General features: G+C 30.7%; 28 protein-coding genes. 2 read left to right on the top strand and 26 right to left on the bottom strand.

Annotated features, from left to right (window positions below; translation table 11 throughout):
- A complete protein-coding gene (gene gltB, locus Fi14EGH31_RS02735; protein ID WP_200765109.1) occupies positions 1-4,506 on the bottom strand; it encodes a glutamate synthase large subunit in 4,506 nt (1,501 codons plus the stop codon).
- 270 nt (positions 4,507-4,776) lie between these two features.
- Here gltB and Fi14EGH31_RS02730 point away from each other — a divergent pair, with 270 nt between their 5' ends.
- Positions 4,777-5,349, top strand: coding sequence for a PduL/EutD family phosphate acyltransferase (locus tag Fi14EGH31_RS02730; RefSeq protein WP_022001384.1), 573 nt, complete (start codon positions 4,777-4,779; stop codon positions 5,347-5,349).
- 101 nt (positions 5,350-5,450) lie between these two features.
- A complete protein-coding gene (locus tag Fi14EGH31_RS02725) occupies positions 5,451-6,086 on the top strand; it encodes a DUF4230 domain-containing protein (protein WP_118631876.1) in 636 nt (211 codons plus the stop codon).
- A gap of 22 nt (positions 6,087-6,108) precedes the next feature.
- Here Fi14EGH31_RS02725 and Fi14EGH31_RS02720 read toward each other — a convergent pair whose 3' ends face one another.
- The 25 genes from Fi14EGH31_RS02720 to rplE form a co-directional block, all read right to left on the bottom strand.
- Positions 6,109-6,384 carry an HU family DNA-binding protein gene (locus Fi14EGH31_RS02720; protein ID WP_022001382.1) on the bottom strand — a complete coding sequence of 92 codons (276 nt, stop codon included), beginning with the start codon at positions 6,382-6,384 and terminating at the stop codon, positions 6,109-6,111.
- Positions 6,385-6,479: 95 nt separating this feature from the next.
- A complete protein-coding gene (locus Fi14EGH31_RS02715; protein WP_200765108.1) occupies positions 6,480-7,490 on the bottom strand; it encodes a threonine aldolase family protein in 1,011 nt (336 codons plus the stop codon).
- Positions 7,491-7,525: 35 nt separating this feature from the next.
- Positions 7,526-8,974, bottom strand: a complete 1,449-nt coding sequence (locus tag Fi14EGH31_RS02710; protein WP_117347483.1) for a glycoside hydrolase family 1 protein — start codon at positions 8,972-8,974, stop codon at positions 7,526-7,528.
- An 11-nt stretch (positions 8,975-8,985) separates the two neighbouring features.
- Positions 8,986-9,891 carry an alpha/beta hydrolase gene (locus Fi14EGH31_RS02705; RefSeq protein ID WP_117480822.1) on the bottom strand — a complete coding sequence of 302 codons (906 nt, stop codon included), beginning with the start codon at positions 9,889-9,891 and terminating at the stop codon, positions 8,986-8,988.
- Entirely contained in the window at positions 9,878-11,086 is a 1,209-nt protein-coding gene (locus Fi14EGH31_RS02700; RefSeq protein WP_022001378.1) for a hypothetical protein, read from the bottom strand. Before Fi14EGH31_RS02700 ends, Fi14EGH31_RS02705 begins: the two co-directional genes overlap by 14 nt.
- A 166-nt stretch (positions 11,087-11,252) precedes the next feature.
- Positions 11,253-11,987, bottom strand: coding sequence for a tRNA pseudouridine(38-40) synthase TruA (gene truA / locus Fi14EGH31_RS02695; RefSeq protein ID WP_022001377.1), 735 nt, complete (start codon positions 11,985-11,987; stop codon positions 11,253-11,255).
- Entirely contained in the window at positions 11,987-12,784 is a 798-nt protein-coding gene (locus Fi14EGH31_RS02690) for an energy-coupling factor transporter transmembrane component T family protein (RefSeq protein WP_022001376.1), read from the bottom strand. Before Fi14EGH31_RS02690 ends, truA begins: the two co-directional genes overlap by 1 nt.
- Positions 12,777-13,628 (bottom strand): energy-coupling factor transporter ATPase, encoded by an 852-nt coding sequence (locus Fi14EGH31_RS02685; protein WP_022001375.1) that lies wholly within the window; start codon positions 13,626-13,628, stop codon positions 12,777-12,779. Before Fi14EGH31_RS02685 ends, Fi14EGH31_RS02690 begins: the two co-directional genes overlap by 8 nt.
- Positions 13,604-14,434, bottom strand: coding sequence for an energy-coupling factor transporter ATPase (locus tag Fi14EGH31_RS02680; protein WP_022001374.1), 831 nt, complete (start codon positions 14,432-14,434; stop codon positions 13,604-13,606). Before Fi14EGH31_RS02680 ends, Fi14EGH31_RS02685 begins: the two co-directional genes overlap by 25 nt.
- 93 nt (positions 14,435-14,527) lie before the next feature.
- Positions 14,528-14,893, bottom strand: a complete 366-nt coding sequence (rplQ, locus tag Fi14EGH31_RS02675) for a 50S ribosomal protein L17 (protein WP_022001373.1) — start codon at positions 14,891-14,893, stop codon at positions 14,528-14,530.
- 31 nt (positions 14,894-14,924) lie between these two features.
- Positions 14,925-15,869 carry a DNA-directed RNA polymerase subunit alpha gene (locus Fi14EGH31_RS02670; protein ID WP_022001372.1) on the bottom strand — a complete coding sequence of 315 codons (945 nt, stop codon included), beginning with the start codon at positions 15,867-15,869 and terminating at the stop codon, positions 14,925-14,927.
- A 51-nt stretch (positions 15,870-15,920) separates the two neighbouring features.
- The gene (rpsK, locus tag Fi14EGH31_RS02665) at positions 15,921-16,313 is read right to left on the bottom strand and encodes a 30S ribosomal protein S11 (RefSeq protein ID WP_022001371.1); all 393 of its coding nucleotides are present in this window, start codon (positions 16,311-16,313) and stop codon (positions 15,921-15,923) included.
- Positions 16,314-16,330: 17 nt separating this feature from the next.
- Positions 16,331-16,696, bottom strand: coding sequence for a 30S ribosomal protein S13 (gene rpsM / locus Fi14EGH31_RS02660; protein WP_022001370.1), 366 nt, complete (start codon positions 16,694-16,696; stop codon positions 16,331-16,333).
- Between the two features lie 18 nt (positions 16,697-16,714).
- Positions 16,715-16,828 (bottom strand): 50S ribosomal protein L36, encoded by a 114-nt coding sequence (rpmJ, locus tag Fi14EGH31_RS02655; RefSeq protein WP_022001369.1) that lies wholly within the window; start codon positions 16,826-16,828, stop codon positions 16,715-16,717.
- Positions 16,829-16,855: 27 nt separating this feature from the next.
- Positions 16,856-17,077 carry a translation initiation factor IF-1 gene (gene infA / locus Fi14EGH31_RS02650; RefSeq protein WP_022001368.1) on the bottom strand — a complete coding sequence of 74 codons (222 nt, stop codon included), beginning with the start codon at positions 17,075-17,077 and terminating at the stop codon, positions 16,856-16,858.
- A 19-nt stretch (positions 17,078-17,096) separates the two neighbouring features.
- The gene (gene map, locus Fi14EGH31_RS02645) at positions 17,097-17,843 is read right to left on the bottom strand and encodes a type I methionyl aminopeptidase (protein WP_107030635.1); all 747 of its coding nucleotides are present in this window, start codon (positions 17,841-17,843) and stop codon (positions 17,097-17,099) included.
- Between the two features lie 126 nt (positions 17,844-17,969).
- Positions 17,970-19,262: a preprotein translocase subunit SecY gene (gene secY / locus Fi14EGH31_RS02640; protein ID WP_200765107.1), complete on the bottom strand. Its 1,293-nt coding sequence runs from the start codon at positions 19,260-19,262 to the stop codon at positions 17,970-17,972.
- A gap of 1 nt (position 19,263) precedes the next feature.
- Positions 19,264-19,704 (bottom strand): 50S ribosomal protein L15, encoded by a 441-nt coding sequence (gene rplO / locus Fi14EGH31_RS02635; RefSeq protein WP_022001365.1) that lies wholly within the window; start codon positions 19,702-19,704, stop codon positions 19,264-19,266.
- A 14-nt stretch (positions 19,705-19,718) separates the two neighbouring features.
- Positions 19,719-19,898, bottom strand: coding sequence for a 50S ribosomal protein L30 (gene rpmD, locus Fi14EGH31_RS02630; RefSeq protein ID WP_022001364.1), 180 nt, complete (start codon positions 19,896-19,898; stop codon positions 19,719-19,721).
- A 12-nt stretch (positions 19,899-19,910) separates the two neighbouring features.
- Positions 19,911-20,471 (bottom strand): 30S ribosomal protein S5, encoded by a 561-nt coding sequence (rpsE, locus tag Fi14EGH31_RS02625; protein WP_022001363.1) that lies wholly within the window; start codon positions 20,469-20,471, stop codon positions 19,911-19,913.
- Between the two features lie 12 nt (positions 20,472-20,483).
- Positions 20,484-20,840 (bottom strand): 50S ribosomal protein L18, encoded by a 357-nt coding sequence (rplR, locus tag Fi14EGH31_RS02620; protein ID WP_022001362.1) that lies wholly within the window; start codon positions 20,838-20,840, stop codon positions 20,484-20,486.
- Between the two features lie 27 nt (positions 20,841-20,867).
- Positions 20,868-21,413, bottom strand: coding sequence for a 50S ribosomal protein L6 (rplF, locus tag Fi14EGH31_RS02615; RefSeq protein WP_022001361.1), 546 nt, complete (start codon positions 21,411-21,413; stop codon positions 20,868-20,870).
- Between the two features lie 28 nt (positions 21,414-21,441).
- On the bottom strand, positions 21,442-21,837 hold the full coding sequence (gene rpsH / locus Fi14EGH31_RS02610) for a 30S ribosomal protein S8 (protein WP_022001360.1): 396 nt from the start codon (positions 21,835-21,837) through the stop codon (positions 21,442-21,444).
- A 36-nt stretch (positions 21,838-21,873) separates the two neighbouring features.
- Positions 21,874-22,059 (bottom strand): type Z 30S ribosomal protein S14, encoded by a 186-nt coding sequence (locus tag Fi14EGH31_RS02605; RefSeq protein ID WP_003536834.1) that lies wholly within the window; start codon positions 22,057-22,059, stop codon positions 21,874-21,876.
- A 14-nt stretch (positions 22,060-22,073) separates the two neighbouring features.
- The gene (gene rplE / locus Fi14EGH31_RS02600) at positions 22,074-22,613 is read right to left on the bottom strand and encodes a 50S ribosomal protein L5 (protein ID WP_022001359.1); all 540 of its coding nucleotides are present in this window, start codon (positions 22,611-22,613) and stop codon (positions 22,074-22,076) included.
- Positions 22,614-22,627 lie beyond the last annotated feature (14 nt).

Below are 22,627 nucleotides of genomic sequence, written 5' to 3'. Positions count from 1 at the left end.
CTACATTCCTTTCTTAAAAGCATTGAATGCTTCTACTTTTGCTTGTTCATTTGTAAGTCCTTGTTGTTCAAATGAACTAATAAGTGACATCATACGTTTATAATCATGAGGAACAACTTTTTTGAAGTGTGCAACTTCATTTCCAAAGTCATCTAAAATCTTTTTCGCAACATTTGAATTTGTATATTGATAATGTTTTTGAATCATTTCTTTTAATTGATCTTCATCATAACGTGATTTCACATTTTTATATTCTACAAGTTCTTTATTGACATGTTCATAGAATGTATTATCTGGATCATAGACATAAGCAATACCTCCAGACATACCAGCAGCAAAGTTACGCCCTGTTTTTCCTAAAACAACAACCATACCACCTGTCATATATTCAAGACCATGATCTCCAATACCTTCAACAACGGCATGTGCTCCTGAGTTACGTACGGCAAATCTTTCACCAGCAACTCCATTGATATAAACTTCACCAGATGTTGCTCCATATAAAGCAACGTTACCAATGATAATATTATCTTCTGGTTTAATTGTTGAATCTTTTGGTGGTACCACAATTAATTTACCACCTGATAAGCCTTTTCCAAAGTAGTCATTACTATCTCCATAAAGATGTAATGTTAAACCTTGAGGAATGAAAGCACCAAATGATTGACCACCTGCTCCATAGCAGTTAACTTTGAAAGTATCTTCTTCTAATGATGTTCCATATTTCTTCGTAATTTCTGATCCAAAGAGTGTTCCAAATGAACGATCGATATTTGTAACATGGACATCAATTTCTTTACCTTGATGTTTATCTAAAGCTTCTTTAAATTGTTTATAAAGAACTGTTGTATCTTTGACTTCATTTAATTTGAAATCATATTCATTATTTTTTTCATGACGACTATGTTTACTAGATGTAAATGGATTATTTAAGATTTTTGATAAATCAATATTTTCAACATCATCCTTAGGTTCTAATAAATCACTACGACCAACCATTTCATCAACTGTTTTGAATCCAAGCTGAGCCATATATTCTCTTAATTCTTGAGCAATGAAACGCATAAAGTTTTCAACATATTCAGGTTTACCTTTAAAACGTTTTCTTAAAATAGGATTTTGTGTAGCAACCCCTACTGGACATGTATCTAAGTTACATACTCTCATCATAACGCAGCCCATTGTTACAAGTGGTGCTGTCGCAAAACCAAATTCTTCTGCTCCAAGTAAAGTAGCAATTGCGAGATCTCTACCTGTCATGAGTTTACCATCTGTTTCAATAACAACACGACTTCTTAAATCATTCATGATCAATGTTTGATGAGCTTCTGCTAAACCTAATTCCCATGGAAGACCTGCATTATAAACTGAGTTTTTAGGAGCAGCCCCTGTTCCTCCATCATATCCTGAAATAAGGATAACACCAGCACCTGCTTTAGCAACACCGGCAGCAACTGTTCCAACACCAGCTTCTGATACAAGTTTAACTGAAATACGTGCTTCTTTATTAGCGTTCTTTAAGTCATAAATCAATTGTGCTAGGTCTTCAATTGAATAAATATCATGATGTGGTGGTGGTGAAATTAAGCTAACCCCTGGTGTAGAGTGTCTTGTTTTGGCAACCCATGGATAAACTTTACCACCTGGTAAGTGTCCACCTTCTCCTGGTTTTGCTCCTTGTGCCATTTTAATTTGAATTTCATTGGCACTACATAAGTATTCACTTGTTACTCCAAAACGTCCTGAGGCAACTTGTTTAATAGCTGAACATTTACTATCACCATTAGGAAGTGTTTCAAATCTTTCTGGATCTTCTCCACCTTCACCACTGTTTGACTTACCATGTAATCTATTCATTGCAATCGCCATTGTTTCATGTGCTTCTTTTGAAATTGATCCATAAGACATCGCACCTGTTTTAAATCTTCTAACAATTGATTCCACAGGTTCAACTTCTTCAATTGGAATTGATTTTGTCTTTTTAAATTGCATTAAACCTCTTAAGTTTAAATGTGCTCCTTCTTCATCAATCATTTTTGAATATTCTTTAAATAATTGATAATCACCTAAACGTGTTGCTTGTTGTAATTTATGAATCGTTGCTGGATTATATAAATGTTCTTCTTTTCCTGATCTTTCTTTATGATCGCCGGCACTGTTTAATGAGATGTCTACATCTAATCCAAGTGGATCATATACTTGATCATGTCTATATTCGACATCTTTTTCAATATCTTTAATTGTTTTTCCTTCAATACGACTTACTGTTTTAGAAAAATATTTATTCACTAAATCACTTGATAAACCGATTGCTTCAAAGTTTTGTGATCCACGATAAGATTGAATTGTACTAATTCCCATTTTAGAAGCAATTTTAACAATACCATGTAAAATACCACTATTATAATCATCAACGGCTGCATAATAATCTTTATCTAATAAACCTTGATCAATTAAATCAAAGATTGTATCTTGTGCTAAATAACCATTGATAGCTGAAACACCATATCCAAGCAATGTCGCATAATGATGTACTTCTCTTGGTTCAGCTGATTCAAGAATTAAAGCTAAACTGTTACGTTTTTTAGTTCTTACTAAATAAGAGTTAACAGCTCCAACAGCTAATAACGAAGGAATTGGTAAATGGTTATCATCTACTGCCCTATCTGATAAAATAACAATATTACATCCTTCATGATAACGTTTATCTACTTCTACAAAAACACGATCAATTGCTTTTTCTAATGAAGTATTTTTAATATATGTAATATTAACTTCACCTACTTTAAAGCCTTCTTTTTTCAAGTTTTTGATTTTTAAAATATCTGTATTACTTAAAATAGGGTGATTGATTTTTAATAAATGACAGTTTTCTGGTTTATCTTCCAACATATTTCCATCTCGACCAATACAAATACTTGTTGAAGTAATGATTTCTTCACGAATAGCATCGATTGGTGGATTGGTTACTTGTGCAAACAATTGTTTAAAGTAATTAAATAATGGTGGATGTTTTGTTGATAAAGCTGCAATTGGTGTATCATTTCCCATTGCTACAATATTTTCATTACCAGTTAAAGCTAAATTTTTAATATAGTTTGTATCTTCATAACTATAGCCATGAATTTTTTGTAATTTAGTTAATTCTTCTCCTTCGTATCTTTCTACTCTAATACTAGGAATTCTCATATCTTTTAAATTAATTAAATTGCTTTCCAACCATTCTCCATAAGGTTGTTTTGTTGCATACGTTTCCTTTAAAACATCATCTTCAATAAGTTCACCTTTAACAGTATCAACTAATAACATTTTTCCAGGTCTTAGTCTTTCTTTTAAAATAATATCTTTAGCTGGAATATCTAATGATCCTACTTCTGAAGATAATACTAAATAATGATCTTTTGTAATGTAATAACGTGATGGTCTTAAACCATTTCTATCTAAGATAGCCCCCATGATGTCTCCATCACTAAATAAGATAGATGCTGGTCCATCCCAAGGTTCCATAAGTGTAGCATTATATTCATAGAAATCTTTTTTTGCTTGTGACATGCTTTTATCATTTTCATAAGGTTCTGGAATACACATCATGACAGCTCTTGGAAGTTCCATACCTGACATTACTAAAAATTCCAATGTATTATCTAACATAGCTGAATCGGAACCATTGACATCAACAACTGGATATACTTTTGAAGTATCCACAACATCTGTTTGCATGTTTTCTTCTCGACAGAGCATGTTATTCGCATTTCCTTTAATTGTATTGATTTCACCATTGTGAACAATAAATCTATTAGGATGGGCTCTTTTCCATGATGGCATTGTATTTGTTGAGAAACGTGAATGAACTAAAGCAATGGCACTTTTATAACTTTTATCTTGTAAATCTTTAAAGAATAATCGAAGTTGTTGTACTAAGAACATTCCTTTATAAACAATTGTACGACTTGAAAGTGAACATACATAAGTATCTTCAAATTGACTTTGTTCAAAAATTCTTCTCACTTGATATAATTTTCTATCAAAATCTAAACCACAATTTACGCCATGAGGTTTTTTAATAAATACTTGGACAATATATGGCATGGCATCTAATGCTTTTTTCCCTAAAACACTAGGTACAGTTGGTACAGCACGCCAACCTAAAAATTCTAATCCTTCTTTTTTAACAACTGTTTCAAACATTTTTTTGACACGTAAACGTACTTTTTCATCTTGAGGCATAAAGAACATTCCAACTCCATAATGTTCTTTTTGAGGTAATGTAAAATCTTTAATAATCTTTTGAAAATATTCATCTGGTATTTGTGTTAAGATTCCTACACCATCTCCAGTTTCCCCTGCTGCATCCTTTCCAGCACGATGTTCTAATTGTTCAACGATTTTTAAAGCATCATCTACTGTTTTATAAGTTTTTAATCCTTTGATATTAACAACGGCCCCTATTCCGCAGTTATCATGTTCAAATGACTGATCATATAAACCTACATTTTCTTTGTTCATAAAGGTTCCTCCTTTTTTTGTACAGTTAGAATAGCATATTTAGTAATATGTGTAAAGATTAGCACTTTTTTTATGATTTTCCTAAAAAATAGCTATATTGTATACATTTTTTAATGTTTTATCAATGATTTGATAATCTTTTTTTAGCAAATTAATAAATTTATTTCAAAAGTGAGAAAAATTTTTTTTATTTTTTTTTAATTTATTGGCATTAAATGATAAAAAGAGTAGAATAAATGTAGTATTAATATATGGAAAGAGGAGAAAAATATGGAAGATATGTTTATTGTCGAAACTTCTGCTAGACATATTCACTTAAGTGATAAAGATTTAGCAACTTTATTTGGTGAAGGTCATCAATTAACAAATAAAAAAGATTTATCTCAACCTGGTCAATTCGCTTGTGTTGAAAGAGTAAAAGTAATTGGACCTAAAGGAGAATTAAATATGTCTGTTTTAGGACCTACAAGAAAAGAAACTCAAGTAGAAATTTCTTTAACTGACGCTAGAAGCATTGGTGTTCAAGCATTAATTAGAGAATCAGGAGATATCGAAGGAACTGCTGGATGTAAATTAGTTGGTCCTGCAGGAGAAGTTGAAATTCCTTGTGGCGTGATTGCTGCAAAAAGACATATTCACTTAACACCTGAAGATGCTGAAAAATTTGGAGTAAAAGATAAAGAAATCGTTAAAGTTGAAATTAATACAGATGGACGTTCTTTGATCTTTGGTGATGTTGTTTGTCGTGTAAGCGCTTCATATGCAACAGCTATGCATATTGATACTGATGAAAGTAATGCAGCAGCTTGTGGTAGAGAAGTTTACGGTAAAATCGTTAAATAAGAAAAAGAATGGTTTTAGATATAATTTCTAAAATCATTCTTTTTTTATACCTATAATATCTTACTTCGACAAATTATGATATAATCTTCGTGGGTGATGACATGAAAATATTAGATACTCTTGGAAAGTCAAAAAAGGCTATTGGTGGTGTTATAGCAATTATAGTTTTAGTTATTGCAATCTTTTTTGCAGGTGTTCATTATGCAAGTGGTAGTAACAATGATAAAATTACTTCAACAACCATTAAAAATCAATTAACTGAAATTAATGAGCTTGCACTTTATTCATATGATTATAGTAAGGTAGGAAAATTTTCTAATAAATTATCTTTTAATGGTTGGAAAATTCCTTTAACACAAAAAACTTTTATTATTACATATGATGGATCTATTAAAGCAGGGATTGATTTAAAACAGGCTAAAATAAGTATCGATAATGAGCAATTAAATATTACTTTACCTGCAGCAAAAATTTTAAGTCATGAAATTGATGAAAAATCTATTGAAGTATATGATGAATCATCAAATATTTTTAATCAGATAAGTATTAACGATTACAAATCTTTTGCGACTAAAGAAAAGAAAAAAAATGAAAAAGAAGCTATTTCTAATGGTATTTTAGAAAAGTCTAAAACAAAAGCTGAACAAACCTTAACCACATATCTACAGGCTATTCCAGAAATTAAAGATCATTATAAATTAAATATTACAATTGAAAATACAAAAACCGATGAGTAACAAACTCATCGGTTTTCTATTATTATTTATTAACAGCTTTTTTTAATGCAGAACTTGCTTTAAATGCAGGTGCTTTACTTGCAGCAATTGTCATTGTTTCACCAGTTCTTGGGTTTCTACCTGTTCTTTCACTACGAGTACGAACTTCAAAATTACCAAAACCTTTTAAAGAAACTTTATCTCCTTTAGCTAAAGCATCAGTAACAACTTCAACTAAAGCAGTTACTACTTTATCTACATCAGTTTTTGTTAATTCAGTGCTTGAAGCAATAGCTTCTACTAATTCAGTTTTATTCATTTTTATTATCTCCATTTCTCGAAATTTAGGATAATAAATCCTAGTCATATTCTACTACGTTATCTATTTATTTACAATAAAATAGTATGTATCAATTATAATTCTTCTATAAATTGTTCACATATTTCTTTGGACGTTGCCCATGATGTAACTAGACGTATACATGTATGTTGGTTATCTATTTTAAACATATACGTTGTTATATAGTTTTTATTTATTTTTTCCAACGTTTGTTGATCGACGATTGGAAATATTTGATTAGAAGGACTTTCAATATACATCTTATAGCCTTTATCTTTGAATCCTTTTCTTAATATATCAGCACATTCATTTTCATGTTTTCCTATTTCTAGATATAAATCATTTTCAAATAAAGCATTAAATTGAACTCCTAATAATCTTCCTTTAGCAAGCATGGCACCTTTTTGTTTAATATGATATCTAAAATCGGTTTTTAATTCATCATTAATAATAACTAAACATTCACCAAATAAGGCTCCCATTTTTGTACCACCAATATAGAAAACATCACTATAAAGCGCCATCTCTTGTAAAGTTGGTGCATCTTTCAAGACAAGTGCACTTCCAAGTCTTGCTCCATCTATAAATAAATATAAATTATTTTTTTGACAGCATTCATAAATGGCTTTTAATTCTTCTAAAGTATAGTACGTACCATATTCTGTTGTTTGTGAAATATATACCATTTTAGGTTGCACCATATGTTCATCAGGATGTTCACGCATGATTTCATCAATCATTTCAGGAATCATCTTTCCATCTTGATGTGGCTTTGTTAAAATCTTATGCCCGGTAAATTCAACAGCTCCTGTTTCATGAACATTGATATGTCCACTATCAACAGCAATAACAGCTTGATAATCTTTTAATGCTGAAGAAATCATAATCATATTTGTCTGTGTACCACCTACTAAAAAATGAATATCTACATTTTCATTTTCTAATATTGCTTTTATTTTATCTTTAGCTTTTTGACAATATTGATCTTCCCCATATCCTACTGTTTGAATAAAATTTGTCTTATTTAAAGCTTCCATCACTTGTGGATGAGCTCCTTCTAAATAATCACTTGCAAAGTTATACATCTTAACCCCCTAAAGAAAATAGGAAACATTGTTTCCTATAATTCTTCTCCATTTGTTTCAATTACTTTTTTATACCAATAATATGAATCTTTTTTGTATCTATTTAAAGTACCTGAATTTTCATCTTCTTCACGATCAATATAAACAAAACCATAACGTTTTTGATATCCGTTTAGCCAGCTTAATAAATCAGTATAAGACCATGTACAATAAGCAAGAACACGACAACCATCATCACATGCTTTTTTAAGTTCTTCGATATGACGTTTTAAATAATCAATACGATATGGATCATGAATTTGTCCATCTTCTAATTTATCAAATGCACCTAAACCATTTTCGGAAATAACGATTGGTAAATCATAACGCGAAGTAATTTCACGACAACACATTCTAATTCCCATTGGATCAATTGTCCAATCCCAATCTGTTGTTGGTAAAAACTCATTTTGTGGTTTTTTATAAAGACCCGGTACACCTTGAACTTTAGCGGTACCTTTTTTACCAGTGTTATTCATTGTATGATCACTACCAACACCATTAATATCATTATATTCAACAACACATGTTTGATAATAGTTCACACCCATGAAATCAATAAGTGAAGCTGCTTTTTTCATTAATGCTTCATCACCTTCTTCGAAGACAGGAGCACATCCTAATGATTTTAAATATTGAATAGCAGCACGTGGATAACGTCCATAAGCATAAGCATCCATCCAATAATAATTTTGTAAATCATCATAGTCCGCTTTAGCCATTGCATTTTCAGGTTTACGATCATAAGCATAACTTGGACTATAAGCAAATGAAGCCCCTACTTTTGCTTCTGGATGAAGTTCTTTTAAAGCTATAACACTTTTAGCATGTGCAATATTGGCATGATGATTGACTTGATAGAATGTTTTCATATCATCTACTTTTCCTGGTGGATGCATTCCTTCTAACCATCCATGTCCTGTAAAGATATTTTGTTCATTCATTGTAATCCAATATTTTACACGATCTCCATATCTTTTAAATAATGTTGTGGCATAATTTACATAATCATCAACAATTTTTCTGCTTTCCCAACCATGATATTGGTCTTCTAAAGCTTGTGGCATATCCCAGTGATAAACTGTAACCATAGGTTCAATTCCATATTTTAATAATTCATTGATAAGATTATCGTAAAATTCTAAACCTTTTTCATTGACTTCACCATTTCCATTTGGATAAATACGTGTCCAAGCAATTGAAAAACGATATGTTTTCAATCCCATTTCTGCCATCAACTTGACATCTTCTTTGTAACGATGATAATGATCAACGGCCTTATCACCTGTTGTTGCTTTAAAAGTCTTTCCTGGAATTCTTACAAATTTGTCCCAGTTGGAAACACCTTTACCATCTGCATCCCAGCCACCTTCTACTTGATAAGCAGCAGATGCACTTCCCCAAAGAAAATCTTTAGGAAATCCTTTTGTTTCTTTAAAATACATTCTTTTTCTCCTTATTTCATATATTTTTTGATAAACTGACTTAATGTTTGTTTAAAGTCATCGTTTTCAACAAGTTCATATAAGTATTTTTCATCTTTTAAGACAAACAATACTTTTTCTCCTCTATTTTTATTATATAGCGGATAAACCATCTTTAATGGTACAAAATCGTCATCTTTTGCATGAAAATACAATGTAGGTATATCATTGTGTCTAACATATTTTGTTGTATTTTCTTTTAAATCAATATGCACAGCTTTTTTTATATGACGTGCAATAATTGAAATTGCTGGATATTTTGAAATCTTATAATCTGCTTCTAAACGATATCCAATAATATCATATGGTGACGTATAAGCCCCATCTGAAATAATAGCTTCAACATTTTTTAAAACATGTCTACCTGAAGCATTTAAAATTGTATTTGCTCCTTGTTCTTTACCATACATTAATATTTTATGATCTTTCCCATAAGTTTCTAATAGGTACTTATTCCAACATACTAAATCATTGACATCCTTGATTCCAAATCCTCTAATATAACCATCACTTTGTCCATGTGCACAAGCATCTATTAATAAGATTTGTGCTTCTGGCAAATGGTCTTCAAAATATGGAACATATAATTGCATATCTTTTGCCTGTAAACCAAATGGATGTGAAATTAAAACTGTCATTTGAGGGTTTTCTTTAGGAATCAAAATTCCTCTTAATTGAATATCTTGATCATTTTTTATATAAATATTTTGACTATTGAATTTTGTTTCTAAAATACTTGGTCTATCTTCTTGTTTATGATGTCTGTATAATAATTTTTTTGCATATTTTTTGGATAATGTGTAAACAGATGCTGCTGCAGTAGAAACACCTCCTAAAACTAATAATCCTTTAATTGCTGTTTTATTATTCTTTACCATTTGAATATTCCTCCTTATATTCTTCCATTAATAATCTATTAATATTAGCTACCTGTTCAAATGAAGTAAGACGATATTCATCATGATTCATCCTTGCTGCATAGAAACGAATTGCTTTTTCTAATTCCAAACGCATAATTTCTTTGTATTCTGGTGGAAATGTTGAAATTGGAAAACATACAAATAAGAATGTATTATAATCTTTTGAAAATAAATCGATAAGTAAATCATATCCTTCTATTTCTAAAATTCTATTTCCTATTTCTTTTTGTAAATCATGATTAGCAAAAGTCAACACATCATTCATTACAAAACGTAGAATATCTTCACATGCATCGATATATTGTTCATGATTATTTTGATAAAGTGATTTGAGATATGAAATAACAATATTATTTTCTAACTGATCTGGATTTAATCTTTCAAAATGATTAAATAATCTTTCAGCAACTTCTTTATTCAATAAAATAAAGCTTCCAAATTCTTTTATAATTGAAAGTGTAAATCTTGGCATTTGACATAAGCGCTCAAAGATTTCTAATAATTCATCTTTAGTTGATTTAAAAAAGCCATCTATATGATTTGTCATTTTCTTTATGGTCTCTTTAAAATATTCTAAATGAAATTGATATTCAGTATCTAAATATTTTGCATTTACTCCATCCCATTCATATTCATATAAAATTTTATCTAATAAAAGAGCTATTGAATCCATAAATTTTTTATAATTTTTATTATATAATAATCTATCTAAATATGGATTAAAAAATGTATAAAATTCATCTACAGTTTCTTGGTTTGTACCAGAATGATATTCTAAATAATCTAGAATATTTCGATAATCTAAAGGTTCTAATATTGTATCAACTGTATGTGTTTCAATAAAATGCTCAAAAACATGACAATGTAAAATTGTTTTAAATTGATTAAAATAAAGAATCTTATTTAAAGCATCTTTTATAATGTATTCTTGTTCTTGTTCATGAAGATTAACAGAAAATGTTGGTACGATCTCATCTCCAGAATAATCTATAGTAACAAATACATCGATTGCTTTAAATTGAATATCTAAAATATAATAATGAAATTTATGTTCAAATTTTTTTGTTTGTACTGCACTATGACACCTGTATCTTCCTATATATGTGCTTTTATGGGTTTCTAAATATTTTTCAATACATTTTCTTGCCATCATTTTTTCTCCTTTATATTCTTATTTTACCATTTTTGATTATTGATGAAAACAAAAAAAGGAAATCAATCAATGAGTTTCCTTTAGTTATCATCTTTATAAAAGTTTCTAATTATATCGGATTATAAGAACTATAATCTATTTCCTGGGAAATATAGCAAATATTGTTTTATTTATAAAAAACTTCATGCAAATATAGTCCTTGTGGTTTAGCTTTAAATAAACACTTTTTTTGTCCTTTACTTTCTATTAACTCTTCTAAAAATTCTTTAGTAATTCTGTGTGCCCCTACTTGAATCAAGCCACCAACTAAATGTCTTACCATATATCTTCTAAATCCATTACCTACAAGCTTAAAAGTAACAATACCTTGATTATTTTCAATTTCAATTTGATAAAGTGTTCTAATTGTATTGCCATATTGATCAACAGCACAAAAGGATGCAAAGTCGTGTTCACCAATAAAAATTTTTGCAGCATTCCTCATTGCTTCTATATCTAATTCTTTTCCATACTGATAAATATAATTTGTTTCGAATGGAGAATAATCATTCATACTTAACATATAATGATATTCTTTCTTAGTAGCAGAATAACGACTATGAAAATTTTCATCAACTAAGAAACTATCAATAATATAAATATCATTAGGTAAAAAGTGATTAATAGCCCTTTTCCATTGTTTTTCAGGCATTTCCCTTAAAGTATCAAAGTGAAAGACTTGTCTTCTACCATGAACTTTAGCGTCTGTTCGACCACTTGCATGAATAACAATATTTTCATCTTTACAAATATTTTTTATAGCTTTTTGAATTTCACCTTGAACTGTTCTAAATTGATTTTGAACTTGAAATCCGTGAAATTTACTACCATCATAACTTACAATACATTTTATTCTATTCATTACATAAAACTCATTATAATCACACCACAACATACACCTAATGTTATTAACATTGATAACGTATCTAAATGCGTCCATGTTAAAACTTTGTATTTTGTACGTGTTGCTTCTGGATTATAATTTCTACTTTCCATAGCGTTAGCAAGTTCTTCTGCCCTTTGAAAAGCAGAAATAAATAAAGGAATAATTAATGAAATAATTGATTTTATTTTTTCCATGAAAGATCCCTCATTAAAATCCGCACCTCTACTAGCCTGTGCTTTCATAATTCTTTTCGCTTCATCTAATAAATCAGGGATAAATCTTAATGCAATTGAAATCATCATAGCAAGTTCATGCACTGGAAAATGAAATCTTTTTAATGGATTTAATAAACTTTCAATAGCTAGTGTTAATTCTAAAGGCTTCGTTGTAGAAGTCATTAATGTTGTTAAAGTAATAATCAATACAAGCCTTATAAAAATATAAGCAGTTTGTAATAAAGCACCTGAGTAGATACTAATACTTCCTATTTTTATTATAACATCACCTGTTTTCATTAAAAATATATTAAAAATCATCAAAAACAACATCATAAAGACCATCGGTTTTATTGCTTTTAAAATATGAGAAAGTTTAATTTTAGAAACTAACGAACATAATAAAACATAAATTGCTAAGATACCGTATCCTATAAATCCCGCATCAAAAAAAACAGAAATTAAAAATATGAAAACAGCACATATTTTTAATCGTGGATCTAAACGATGAATTATTGAATTCCCCGGTATATATTTACCAAAAGTCATATTATCCATGAAGTTCACCACCAATCACTTCAACTAAAGCATCAATATCATTGATAGATGTATCTATATGATAGCCTTTTAGATTCAACTGAATAATAAGATTTGTGATTAAAGGTAAATCTATTCCTAAATTTAATAAATAATCACTATCTAGAAAAATATCTTTTACTTTCCCAGCTTTTTCAACTTGTCCGTCATTCATTACAACAACATTGTCGCAATATTCTAAAACATGGTTCATATCATGAGTTACTAAAACTACTGTTTTACCCATTTCATGAATTTTTTTAAATAAATCCATCATTTCTTTAATCCCTGATGGATCTAATCCAGCTGTTGGTTCATCTAAAACAAGAATATCTGGATCCATAGCAAGTATTCCAGCAATCGCTACCCTACGTTTTTGACCACCTGATAAATCAAATGGGGACTTTTCTAAATAAGTTTGATCTAAACCTACCATTTCAAGAGATTTTTTAGCTATTTCTTTAGCACGATTTTCGTCAATTCCAAAATTCATTGGACCAAACATAATATCTCTTTCGATTGTTTCTTCAAACAATTGATATTCTGGAAATTGAAAAACAAGACCTGATTTTTTTCTAAGACTTTTTAAATTTTGAGGCTTATTATTTTGTGAAATAATATAATCATCTATTTTTATTTCTCCACTTGTTGGTAATAATAAAGCATTTATATGTTGGATAAGTGTCGATTTTCCACTACCTGTTTGTCCAATGATAGCTGTAAATGAACCCTTTTCTATTTTTAAATTCACATTTTTAAGTGCATAATATTCAAAAGGCGTATTATATCCATATATATGATCTAAACTTTTGCATGTAATTGACATAGTTGTTTCTCCAATTCTTCTACATCTAATGTATCTTTAATTTGATAACCTTTTTTTTGTAATTTTCTAGCAATTTTTAATGAAAAAGGAATATCTAATTTTAATTCTTTTAATAATTTTTCATTTGTTAATATTTTTTGAGGTTTGTCGCAATCTACAATCTCTCCTTTATTTAAAAGAATAACTCGGTCAGCATTTTTTGCTTCTTCAATATCATGCGTTATTGAAATGATTGTCATATTATTTTGTTTCTTTAACTCTCTTACTAATTCATTTATTTCTTTTCTACCTCGTGGGTCCAACATACTTGTTGCTTCATCTAAAATAATGATAGATGGACTCATCGCTAAAATACCTGCAATCGCAACTCTTTGTTTTTGACCACCTGACAATTTAGTTGGTTCATGATCCAAAAAATTCTCCATTCTAACTACTTTAGAATACCTATTAATAAGTTCATCCATTTGTTCTCTTGGTACACAAATATTTTCCAGCCCAAAAGCTATATCATCTCTAACAGTAGCACCAATAAATTGATTATCTGGATTTTGAAAAATAATTCCAACTTTTTCTCTTATTTTATATAAATTTTCTAAATTTAATTGATAATCATCGATATAAATTTCACCAGATTTTTTTTCTAATAATCCTATAAGTAATTTAGCAATTGTACTTTTACCACTACCATTATGTCCTAAAATAGCTACATATTCACCTTTATGGATTTGAAAAGAAATATTGCTTATTGTTTGTAATCCAGGTTCGTATTCAAAACATAAATTTTCTACCTTAATTATTTCTTCCATTGTCTTCTCCTCATGAACGTGTTTAGTTCATTCTATAATTTATAAAGAAACAAGTCAAATAAAAAAGGACTGAATTTCTTCAGTCCAACATCATTATTTAGTTAATGATAAGATTGCCATTGGTGCATTATCACCTTTACGGTTATATGTTTTTAAGATAGTAGTATATCCACCATTAACATCTTTGAATTTAGGTGCAACGTCATCAAATAAGATTTGAACAGCTGTTTTTCCAGTTGCTTCATCAACAACTTTGTGCATATCTGCAGCAGCTTGTCTTCTTGCATGTAAGTCTCCACGTTTACCTAAAGTAATTAATTCATCAACAACACTACGAACTTCTTTAGCTCTTGTTACAGTTGTTTCAACTTTTCCGTATACAATAACTTCAGTAGCTAAACTACGTAACATAGATTTTCTAATATCTGAAGTGCGTCCTAATTTTCTATTTTTAGCCATGAGATTAACGCTCCTTTTCGAGTATTCTGAATTAATCGATAGGTTTAAATCCTAAACCTAATTCAATTAATTTTTCTTTAACTTCTTTTAATGATTTTTTACCTAAGTTTCTTACTTTAATCATGTCATCTTCTGATTTAGAAGCAAGATCTTGAACTGTTTGAATACCAGCTCTCTTTAAACAGTTATATGAACGAACAGATAAATCTAATTCTTCGATAGTCATATCTAATACTTTATTTGTAGTATCACTTTGAGTTTCAGACATAACTTCCATATTCATAGCTATATCAGTTAATTCAACAAACATATTTAAATGTTCAACTAAAATTTTTGCTGCTAATGAAATAGCTTCAAATGGTTTTAGTGAACCATTAGTTTCAACTTCTAATACTAATTGATCATACTTAGCACTTTCTCCAACACGAGTTGGTTCTACAGAGTAAGCAACTTTTTCAATTGGTGAAAAGATTGAATCTGTTGGAATAACACCAAGAGTGTTAATATTTACTTTATTTTGATCAGCAGATACATATCCACGATCTTTTTTAGCAAATAATTCCATATATAAGTGACCACCTTCTGCAACATGTGCAATTACCATGTCATTTGAAATCATTTTGACTTCAGCTGGACATTGAATATCAGCACCAGTTACAGTAGCAGGACCTTTTACATCAATAATCATTGTAGCAGTGTCTTCACTGTCTACATCAAAAACTAATTTCTTAATATTTAAAATCATTGCTGTGACATCTTCAACGACACCATCAATTGCGGAAAATTCATGGATTGCTCCTTGAACTTTGATTGCATAAACAGCAGAACCAGGTAAAGAAGAAAGTAAAACTCTTCTTAAGGCATTACCTAAAGTAATACCGAATCCTCTTTCTAATGGTTCAATGACGAACTTACCATAATTTTCAGTTTCGTCATAATGATCTATATTAAAGTTTGCTTTTTCGAATTTATGCATATGTTCCCTCCTCTATAGGAATGTTTTGTATTCTAATTTACTACAATAATACTATCCACGAGGACGTTTTGGTGGACGACAACCGTTATGTGGAATTGGTGTTACATCATTAATTGAAGTAACTTCTAATCCAGCAGCTTGTAAAGCTCTAACTGCTGCTTCACGTCCTGGTCCTGGACCTTTTACATTTACATCTACAGTTTTTACTCCATGTTCCATAGAAGCTTTAGCTGCAGCTTCTGATGCCATTTGTGCAGCAAATGGTGTTGATTTTCTTGATCCTTTGAAACCTAATGCTCCAGCACTTGACCAAGTTAATACGTTACCATGTTCATCAGTAATTGTTACAATAGTATTATTGAAAGTAGAATGAACGTGTGCAACACCTTTTGCAATATTTTTTCTTACACGTTTTTTACCACGTGTTTGTTTTACTCTAGCCATTTCCTTTCAACCTCCTATTATTTTTTCTTTCCTGCGATTGGTCTAGCTTTACCCTTACGAGTTCTAGCATTAGTTTTAGTTTTTTGACCACGAACAGGAAGTCCTTTACGGTGACGCATACCTCTGTAACTTCCGATTTCCATTAAACGTTTGATGTTTAATTGAACTTCTCTACGTAAGTCACCTTCAACTTTAATTTTTTCAACTTCTTTTCTGATTTTTGTAACTTCTTCTTCAGTTAAATCTTTAACTCTTACATCTTCACTGATACCAGTAGCTTTTAAGATTTCTTTAGCTGTAGATTTACCGATACCATATACATAAGTTAATGAGATAACAACACGTTTATCACGTGGGATATCTACACCTGCAATACGAGCCATTTTGTTTCCTCCTAAATACTAACCTTGTCTTTGTTTATGTTTTGGGTTTTCGCAAATAATCATTACGCGCCCTTTTCTTTTAATTACTCTGCATTTATCACACATTGGTTTTACAGATGGTCTTACCTTCATCCTGTCTACCTCCTTTTGGAAGATTTTTTATTTATGTCTAAATGTAATTCGCCCACGTGTTAAATCATATGGAGATATTTCAACGGTAACTCTATCCCCCGGTAAAATGCGAATGTAGTGCATACGGATTTTACCAGAAACGTGAGCAAGAATTTCCACTCCATTTTCTAAAGCTACTTTAAACATTGCATTTGGTAACGTTTCTAAAACAGTAGCTTCTACTTCAATAACGTCATCTTTTTTTGCCATCGTTCTTCAACTCCTTTTATTAAAGTTTTGTAAGAATTCTATAACCGTCATCAGTAATGACGATTGTATGTTCATAATGAGCAGCTAACGAATGATCCTTTGTAATAACAGTCCACCCATCATCAAGAGTAACTGTTTCTTTTGCTCCTAAATGTGCCATTGGTTCAATAGCCAAACACATACCCTTTTTTAATCTAGGACCTCTCCCAGGAGCTCCGTAATTAGGAACAGCGGGATCTTCGTGAACGTTTGTTCCAATCCCATGACCAGTATAATCACGAGGAGTAGTACACCCGTTTTTAGTAAGATATTCTTCAATTGCATGTGAAATATCAGAAAGTCTAACTCCTGGTTTTACTTGTTCTAATCCAGCAAATAAAGCACTTTCACAAACATTCATAAGTCTTTTTGTTTCATTGCTTACATTTCCTACTGCATAAGTCCAAGCACTGTCACCATGATATCCTTTGTAACATGCTCCAACATCAACTGAAATAATATCTCCATCTTTTAGCTTTCTATTACTAGGTATTCCATGTACTACAACTTCATTAATTGAAGTACATACACTATTTGGAAAACCATAAAGATGTAGAAAGGAAGGTGTTGCACCATGTTCCCTAATTATTTTATCACAAATTTGATCAATTTCGTTAGTAGTTATTCCCGGTACAATAACTTCTTTCAATTTTTCATGAACTAAAGCAACAATTCTACCTGCTTCAGTCATTAATTCAATTTCTCTATCATCTTTAGTAATTATCATTAATAAACCTCCAGGCTTTCATCGATATCATAAAGACGTTAAACATAACTTCTTAACTTTGATAACTGCTTCTTCAAAATTAATTTATTTCTTTAGATATTTATGAATCCATAAAAGAAATCATTATTATTTACGAATATAACCATGATATTCTTTTCTAGTAATATATGTTTTGATTTGTTTTACTGTTTCAAGTGCAACTCCTGTAACGATAATCAAACCAGTACCACCAAGTGATAGGCTTGCATTTTCAGTTTGTGTCCAAATAATTGGAGTAATAATTGGAATTGCAGCAATAATACATAAATTAAGTGAACCAGCAACAGTTACTTGATTAAGAACTCTTTTAATGTAGTTCTTAGTTTCAATACCAGTTCTTACACCAGGTATTGATCCACCATTTTTCTTCAAATCATCACTAATTTTTTCAGCATCAATTTGTAAGTTTGAATAAAAGAAAGTAAATCCTATAATCATTAAAATATATAAACAGAAACCAACAGGTTCTTGATAATTAAATATAGTATTTATCATCTTAGTTGTACTAGATGCTTTCATGAAACTTACTATTGTTCTTGGTGCTGCTAGTACTGAAGAAGCAAAGATTACTGGTAAAACACCTGAACTATTAATTTTAATAGGCATATGTGTTTGTTCCCTAGCTCTCATTGTTACACTTGTACTAGATGCATAATTGACTGGGATTTTTCTTATTGCGCCTTCAGTAAATACTACAAAGACTACAATTGAAAGATAAACCACAACAAATAATACATACCAAGCAATATCTAACCACATTCCACTATCATAAGTGACGAGGTTATTATAAGTTGTTAAGAATGCATTTGGTAAGTTTGAAACAATTCCTGTAAAGATTAGTAATGAAACACCATTACCAATTCCTTTTTGAGTAATTTGATCACCTAACCAAATAGCTAACATACTTCCAGCCATCATAATGAGCACTACATAAATATATGACCAGATTGAAGTATCAACTAATATATTATAACTTGTATCAAAGGCATAAGTTAAAACTCCACCTTGTAACGCAGCTAATAATAAAGTTAATACACGAGTAACACGGTCTTTTTTCTTCTTACCTGTGTTACCTTCTTTACGCCAGCGTGTTAACGCTGGAATAACATCCATCGATAATAATTCAATTATAATAGATGATGTAATGTATGGTGAAACACCTAAAGCGAAAAGAGAAAATCTTTCCAAGGTACCTCCACCAAGTAAATTCATGATTCCGAAAATTCCATTTGTAGCATCACTACTACTTAATGAACCTACATTAACACCTGGAATTGTAATTCCTGCACCTAAACGGTACACGAATAAAATTCCAAGTGTGAAAATGACTTTTCGACGAAGTTCACCCTTTTTGAATACATTCTTCAAAAAAGTTAACATCTTAAATCACCTCAGTTTTTCCACCTGCAGCTTCAATTGCGGCAACAGCTGATTTAGAGAATTTAGCAGCTTGAACAGTTAATTTCTTTTCAATAGCACCATTTCCTAATACTTTAACACCATCTAATTCTTTTTTGATGATTCCTGCTTCTTTTAACGCAGCAGCATTAACTGTTGCACCATCTTCAAATTTATTTAAAGTTTCAAGATTTACGATAGCATATTCTTTACGAGTATAGTTTGTAAATCCTCTTTTAGGTAAACGCATGAATAATGGAGTTTGTCCACCTTCGAATCCTGGTTTTTTACCTCCACCAGATCTAGCTCCTTGACCTTTTTGACCTCTACCTGCTGTTTTACCATTTCCTGAACTCGTACCACGTCCAACACGTTTTCTTGCTTTACGAGCACCTTCAGTATATTGTAATTCGTGAAGTTTCATTGTTACACCTCCTATTATTTTTCTTCAACTGTTACTAGGTGTCCAACTACTCTAATCATACCTTGAGTAGTAGGGTTATTTTCTAATTCAACAGTTTTATTAATTTTAGTTAAACCTAAAGCTTTAAGAGTCTTTCTTTGATTTGGTAAGCAACCAATTGGACTCTTTTTAAGTGTAATACTTACTTTTGCCATTTTGTTTGCCTCCTATCCAAAAATTTCATCAACAGTTTTTTCTCTTAATTCAGCAACTTCATTAACTGTTTTTAATGAAGCTAATCCTTGCATTGTTGCTCTTACCATGTTGATTGGTGTTCTAGAACCAATACATTTAGATAAGATATCACGGTAACCAGCTAATTCGACAACAGCACGAACTGGTCCACCAGCGATGATTCCAGTACCTTGAGATGCTGGTTTAATAAATACATTTCCTGATCCGTAAACACCGTTTACTTCATGAGGAATAGTACCATGTACAGAAGGTACTTTGATAACATTACGTTTAGCATTTTCACATGCTTTTCTGATTGCATCAGGTACTTCGTTAGCTTTACCAGTACCAAATCCAACTCTACCTTTTCTATCTCCAATAACAACTAAAGCAGCAAAACGCATTCTACGTCCACCTTTTACTACTTTTGTTACACGGTTAATAGTAACAACACGTTCTTCAAATTCTTTTTCTTCTCTTCTTGGTGCTCTTCTTTGACCATTTCTTCTTGGTTTTCTTTCACCATTGTTAGTTCTTGGTTTACGTTGTTCCATATTGACCTCCTTCTAGAATTCTAATCCAGCTTCTCTAGCAGCTTCTGCTAATGCTTTTACACGACCATGATAAATATATCCACCACGATCAAATACTACATTTTTAATTTCTTTTGCAATTGCTCTTTCTGCAATTTCTTTACCTACTGCAGTTGCAGCAGCAATGTTTCCACCGTTTTCTAATTTCATTTCAACGCTTGATGCGCTAACTAATGTAACACCATTGACATCATCAATAATTTGAGCGTGAATATGAGCATTTGAACGGAAAACATTTAAACGTGGACATTCTGGAGTTCCACTAATTTTTCTACGAACTCTAGCATGACGTTTTAAACGTACATCATTACGAGATTGTAATTTAGCCATAAAGATAGCTCCTTTCTTACTCTTAGACTACTTCTTACCAGCAGTTTTTCCTTCTTTTCTGATGATTCTTTCATCACTATATTTGATACCTTTTCCTTTATAAGGTTCAGGTTTTTTCTTAGATCTAATTAATGCAGCCATTTGACCAACACGTTCTTTATCAATTCCAGAAACTACGATAGTATTTGGATTTGGAGTTTCAACTTTAACTCCTTCTTCAGCTTCGATTTCAACTTGATGTGAGAAACCGATATTTAATACTAATGTATTTCCTTTCATTTGACCACGGTATCCAATACCAACGATTTCTAATGTTTTAGAATATCCATTATGAACACCTTCGATCATGTTAGCAAGTAAAGCTCTTGTTGTACCATGTAATTGTTTTACATGTTTTTCTTCACTACTTCTTACTACAGTAATTTCATTGCCTTCTTGTTTGAATGAAATTACTGGAGAAAATTGTTTCACTAAAGTCCCTTTTGATCCAGTAACTGTTACTGTGTTATCATCAGCGATTTCAACAGTTACTCCTTCAGGTACAGTGATAATTTTATTACCGATACGAGACATCAGTTATACCTCCTGTATAATTTTTTTATTACCAGATATATGCTAATACTTCTCCACCAACTTGTTTAGCTCTAGCTTCTTTATCAGTCATTAAACCTTGTGAAGTTGATAGAATAACAATACCTAAACCATTTAATACTCTAGGAATTTCGTTTACTTTTGCATATACACGTAACCCTGGTTTAGAAATTCTTTTTAAATCAGTGATTACTTTATCTTTTCCTCTATATTTTAAAGTGATAATAATGTTTGATTCAGCACCTTCGCCTTCAACTTTATACCCTTTAATGAACCCTTCATTTTTTAAGATTTCAGCGATTCCAACTTTTAATGTTGAAGTAGGAATACTTACTTCTTCTTTTAACGTATTATTTGCGTTACGGATTCTTGTTAACATATCTGCAATTGGATCTGTCATTACCATTTGCGTGTCCTCCTTCCAATACGGATTATTTTATCATTACCAACTTGCTTTTTTTACACCAGGAATTTCACCTTTATAAGCTAATTCGCGGAAGCAAATTCTGCAAAGTTTGAACTTTCTAATTACTGAATGTGGTCTACCACAACGTTCACAACGTGTGTATTCACGTACTTTATATTTTTGAGGACGTTGTTGTTTCACTTTCATTGATGTTTTAGCCATTTATTAAGTCCTCCTTATTTATGGAAAGGCATTCCTAATTGAGCTAATAACTCATGACCTTCTTCATCAGTTTTAGCTGTTGTTACGAATACGATATCCATTCCTCTTAATTTGTTTACTTTATCAAAATCAATTTCAGGGAAGATTAATTGTTCTTTAACACCTAAAGTATAATTTCCTCTTCCATCGAATGAGTTATTTGATACACCTCTAAAATCTCTTACACGAGGTAAAGATACATTTACTAATTTATCTAAAAATTCATACATTCTTTCACCACGTAAAGTGACTTTACAACCGATTGCTTGACCTTCTCTTAATTTGAAACCAGCAATTGATTTTTTAGCTCTAGTGACAACTGGTTTTTGACCAGTAATTAATGTTAATTCATTAACTGCATCATCTAATAATTTTGAATTAGATACTGCATCACCAACACCAATATTTAATACGATTTTTTCGATTTTTGGTGCTTGCATTTTAGAAGAATAATTGAATTTTTCCATTAACGATTTAACTACTTCGTTTTCATAACGTTCTTGTAAACGATTCATTTGCTATCTCCTTT

The sequence above is a fragment of the Faecalibacillus intestinalis genome, assembly GCF_015097455.1.
Lineage (GTDB): Bacteria > Bacillota_I > Bacilli_A > Erysipelotrichales > Coprobacillaceae > Faecalibacillus > Faecalibacillus intestinalis.
This window is presented reverse-complemented; position numbering and strand designations above follow the sequence as displayed.

Bases quoted from the DNA above. Each gene is read 5' to 3' on its own strand.
- Fi14EGH31_RS02705 (WP_117480822.1), bottom strand. From the start codon at position 9,891: ATGGTAAAGAATAATAAAACAGCAATTAAAGGATTATTAGTTTTAGGA.
- Fi14EGH31_RS02685 (WP_022001375.1), bottom strand. From the start codon at position 13,628: ATGTCAATTACATGCAAAAGTTTAGATCATATATATGGATATAATACG.
- rpmD (WP_022001364.1), bottom strand. From the start codon at position 19,898: ATGGCAAAAGTAAGTATTACACTTAAAAAGAGTCCAATTGGTTGCTTA.
- Fi14EGH31_RS02710 (WP_117347483.1), bottom strand. From the start codon at position 8,974: ATGTATTTTAAAGAAACAAAAGGATTTCCTAAAGATTTTCTTTGGGGA.
- rpmJ (WP_022001369.1), bottom strand. From the start codon at position 16,828: ATGAAGGTAAGACCATCTGTAAAACCAATGTGTGATAAATGCAGAGTA.
- rpsE (WP_022001363.1), bottom strand. From the start codon at position 20,471: ATGGAACAACGTAAACCAAGAACTAACAATGGTGAAAGAAAACCAAGA.
- rplE (WP_022001359.1), bottom strand. From the start codon at position 22,613: ATGAATCGTTTACAAGAACGTTATGAAAACGAAGTAGTTAAATCGTTA.
- Fi14EGH31_RS02605 (WP_003536834.1), bottom strand. From the start codon at position 22,059: ATGGCTAAAACATCAATGAAAGTGAAACAACAACGTCCTCAAAAATAT.
- rplR (WP_022001362.1), bottom strand. From the start codon at position 20,840: ATGGCTAAATTACAATCTCGTAATGATGTACGTTTAAAACGTCATGCT.
- rplF (WP_022001361.1), bottom strand. From the start codon at position 21,413: ATGTCTCGTATCGGTAATAAAATTATCACTGTACCTGAAGGAGTAACT.
- rplO (WP_022001365.1), bottom strand. From the start codon at position 19,704: ATGAAACTTCACGAATTACAATATACTGAAGGTGCTCGTAAAGCAAGA.
- rplQ (WP_022001373.1), bottom strand. From the start codon at position 14,893: ATGGCTAAAAATAGAAAATTAGGACGCACTTCAGATATTAGAAAATCT.
- Fi14EGH31_RS02680 (WP_022001374.1), bottom strand. From the start codon at position 14,434: ATGGAAGAAATAATTAAGGTAGAAAATTTATGTTTTGAATACGAACCT.
- Fi14EGH31_RS02670 (WP_022001372.1), bottom strand. From the start codon at position 15,869: ATGCATAAATTCGAAAAAGCAAACTTTAATATAGATCATTATGACGAA.
- infA (WP_022001368.1), bottom strand. From the start codon at position 17,077: ATGGCAAAAAAAGATGACGTTATTGAAGTAGAAGCTACTGTTTTAGAA.
- Fi14EGH31_RS02720 (WP_022001382.1), bottom strand. From the start codon at position 6,384: ATGAATAAAACTGAATTAGTAGAAGCTATTGCTTCAAGCACTGAATTA.
- rpsK (WP_022001371.1), bottom strand. From the start codon at position 16,313: ATGGCTAGAGTAAAACAAACACGTGGTAAAAAACGTGTAAGAAAAAAT.
- secY (WP_200765107.1), bottom strand. From the start codon at position 19,262: ATGTTAACTTTTTTGAAGAATGTATTCAAAAAGGGTGAACTTCGTCGA.
- Fi14EGH31_RS02730 (WP_022001384.1), top strand. From the start codon at position 4,777: ATGGAAGATATGTTTATTGTCGAAACTTCTGCTAGACATATTCACTTA.
- Fi14EGH31_RS02690 (WP_022001376.1), bottom strand. From the start codon at position 12,784: ATGGATAATATGACTTTTGGTAAATATATACCGGGGAATTCAATAATT.
- gltB (WP_200765109.1), bottom strand. From the start codon at position 4,506: ATGAACAAAGAAAATGTAGGTTTATATGATCAGTCATTTGAACATGAT.
- Fi14EGH31_RS02725 (WP_118631876.1), top strand. From the start codon at position 5,451: ATGAAAATATTAGATACTCTTGGAAAGTCAAAAAAGGCTATTGGTGGT.
- map (WP_107030635.1), bottom strand. From the start codon at position 17,843: ATGATAATTACTAAAGATGATAGAGAAATTGAATTAATGACTGAAGCA.
- rpsH (WP_022001360.1), bottom strand. From the start codon at position 21,837: ATGGTAATGACAGATCCAATTGCAGATATGTTAACAAGAATCCGTAAC.
- Fi14EGH31_RS02715 (WP_200765108.1), bottom strand. From the start codon at position 7,490: ATGTATAACTTTGCAAGTGATTATTTAGAAGGAGCTCATCCACAAGTG.
- rpsM (WP_022001370.1), bottom strand. From the start codon at position 16,696: ATGGCTCGTATTGCAGGTGTAGATATCCCACGTGATAAACGTGTTGTT.
- truA (WP_022001377.1), bottom strand. From the start codon at position 11,987: ATGAATAGAATAAAATGTATTGTAAGTTATGATGGTAGTAAATTTCAC.
- Fi14EGH31_RS02700 (WP_022001378.1), bottom strand. From the start codon at position 11,086: ATGATGGCAAGAAAATGTATTGAAAAATATTTAGAAACCCATAAAAGC.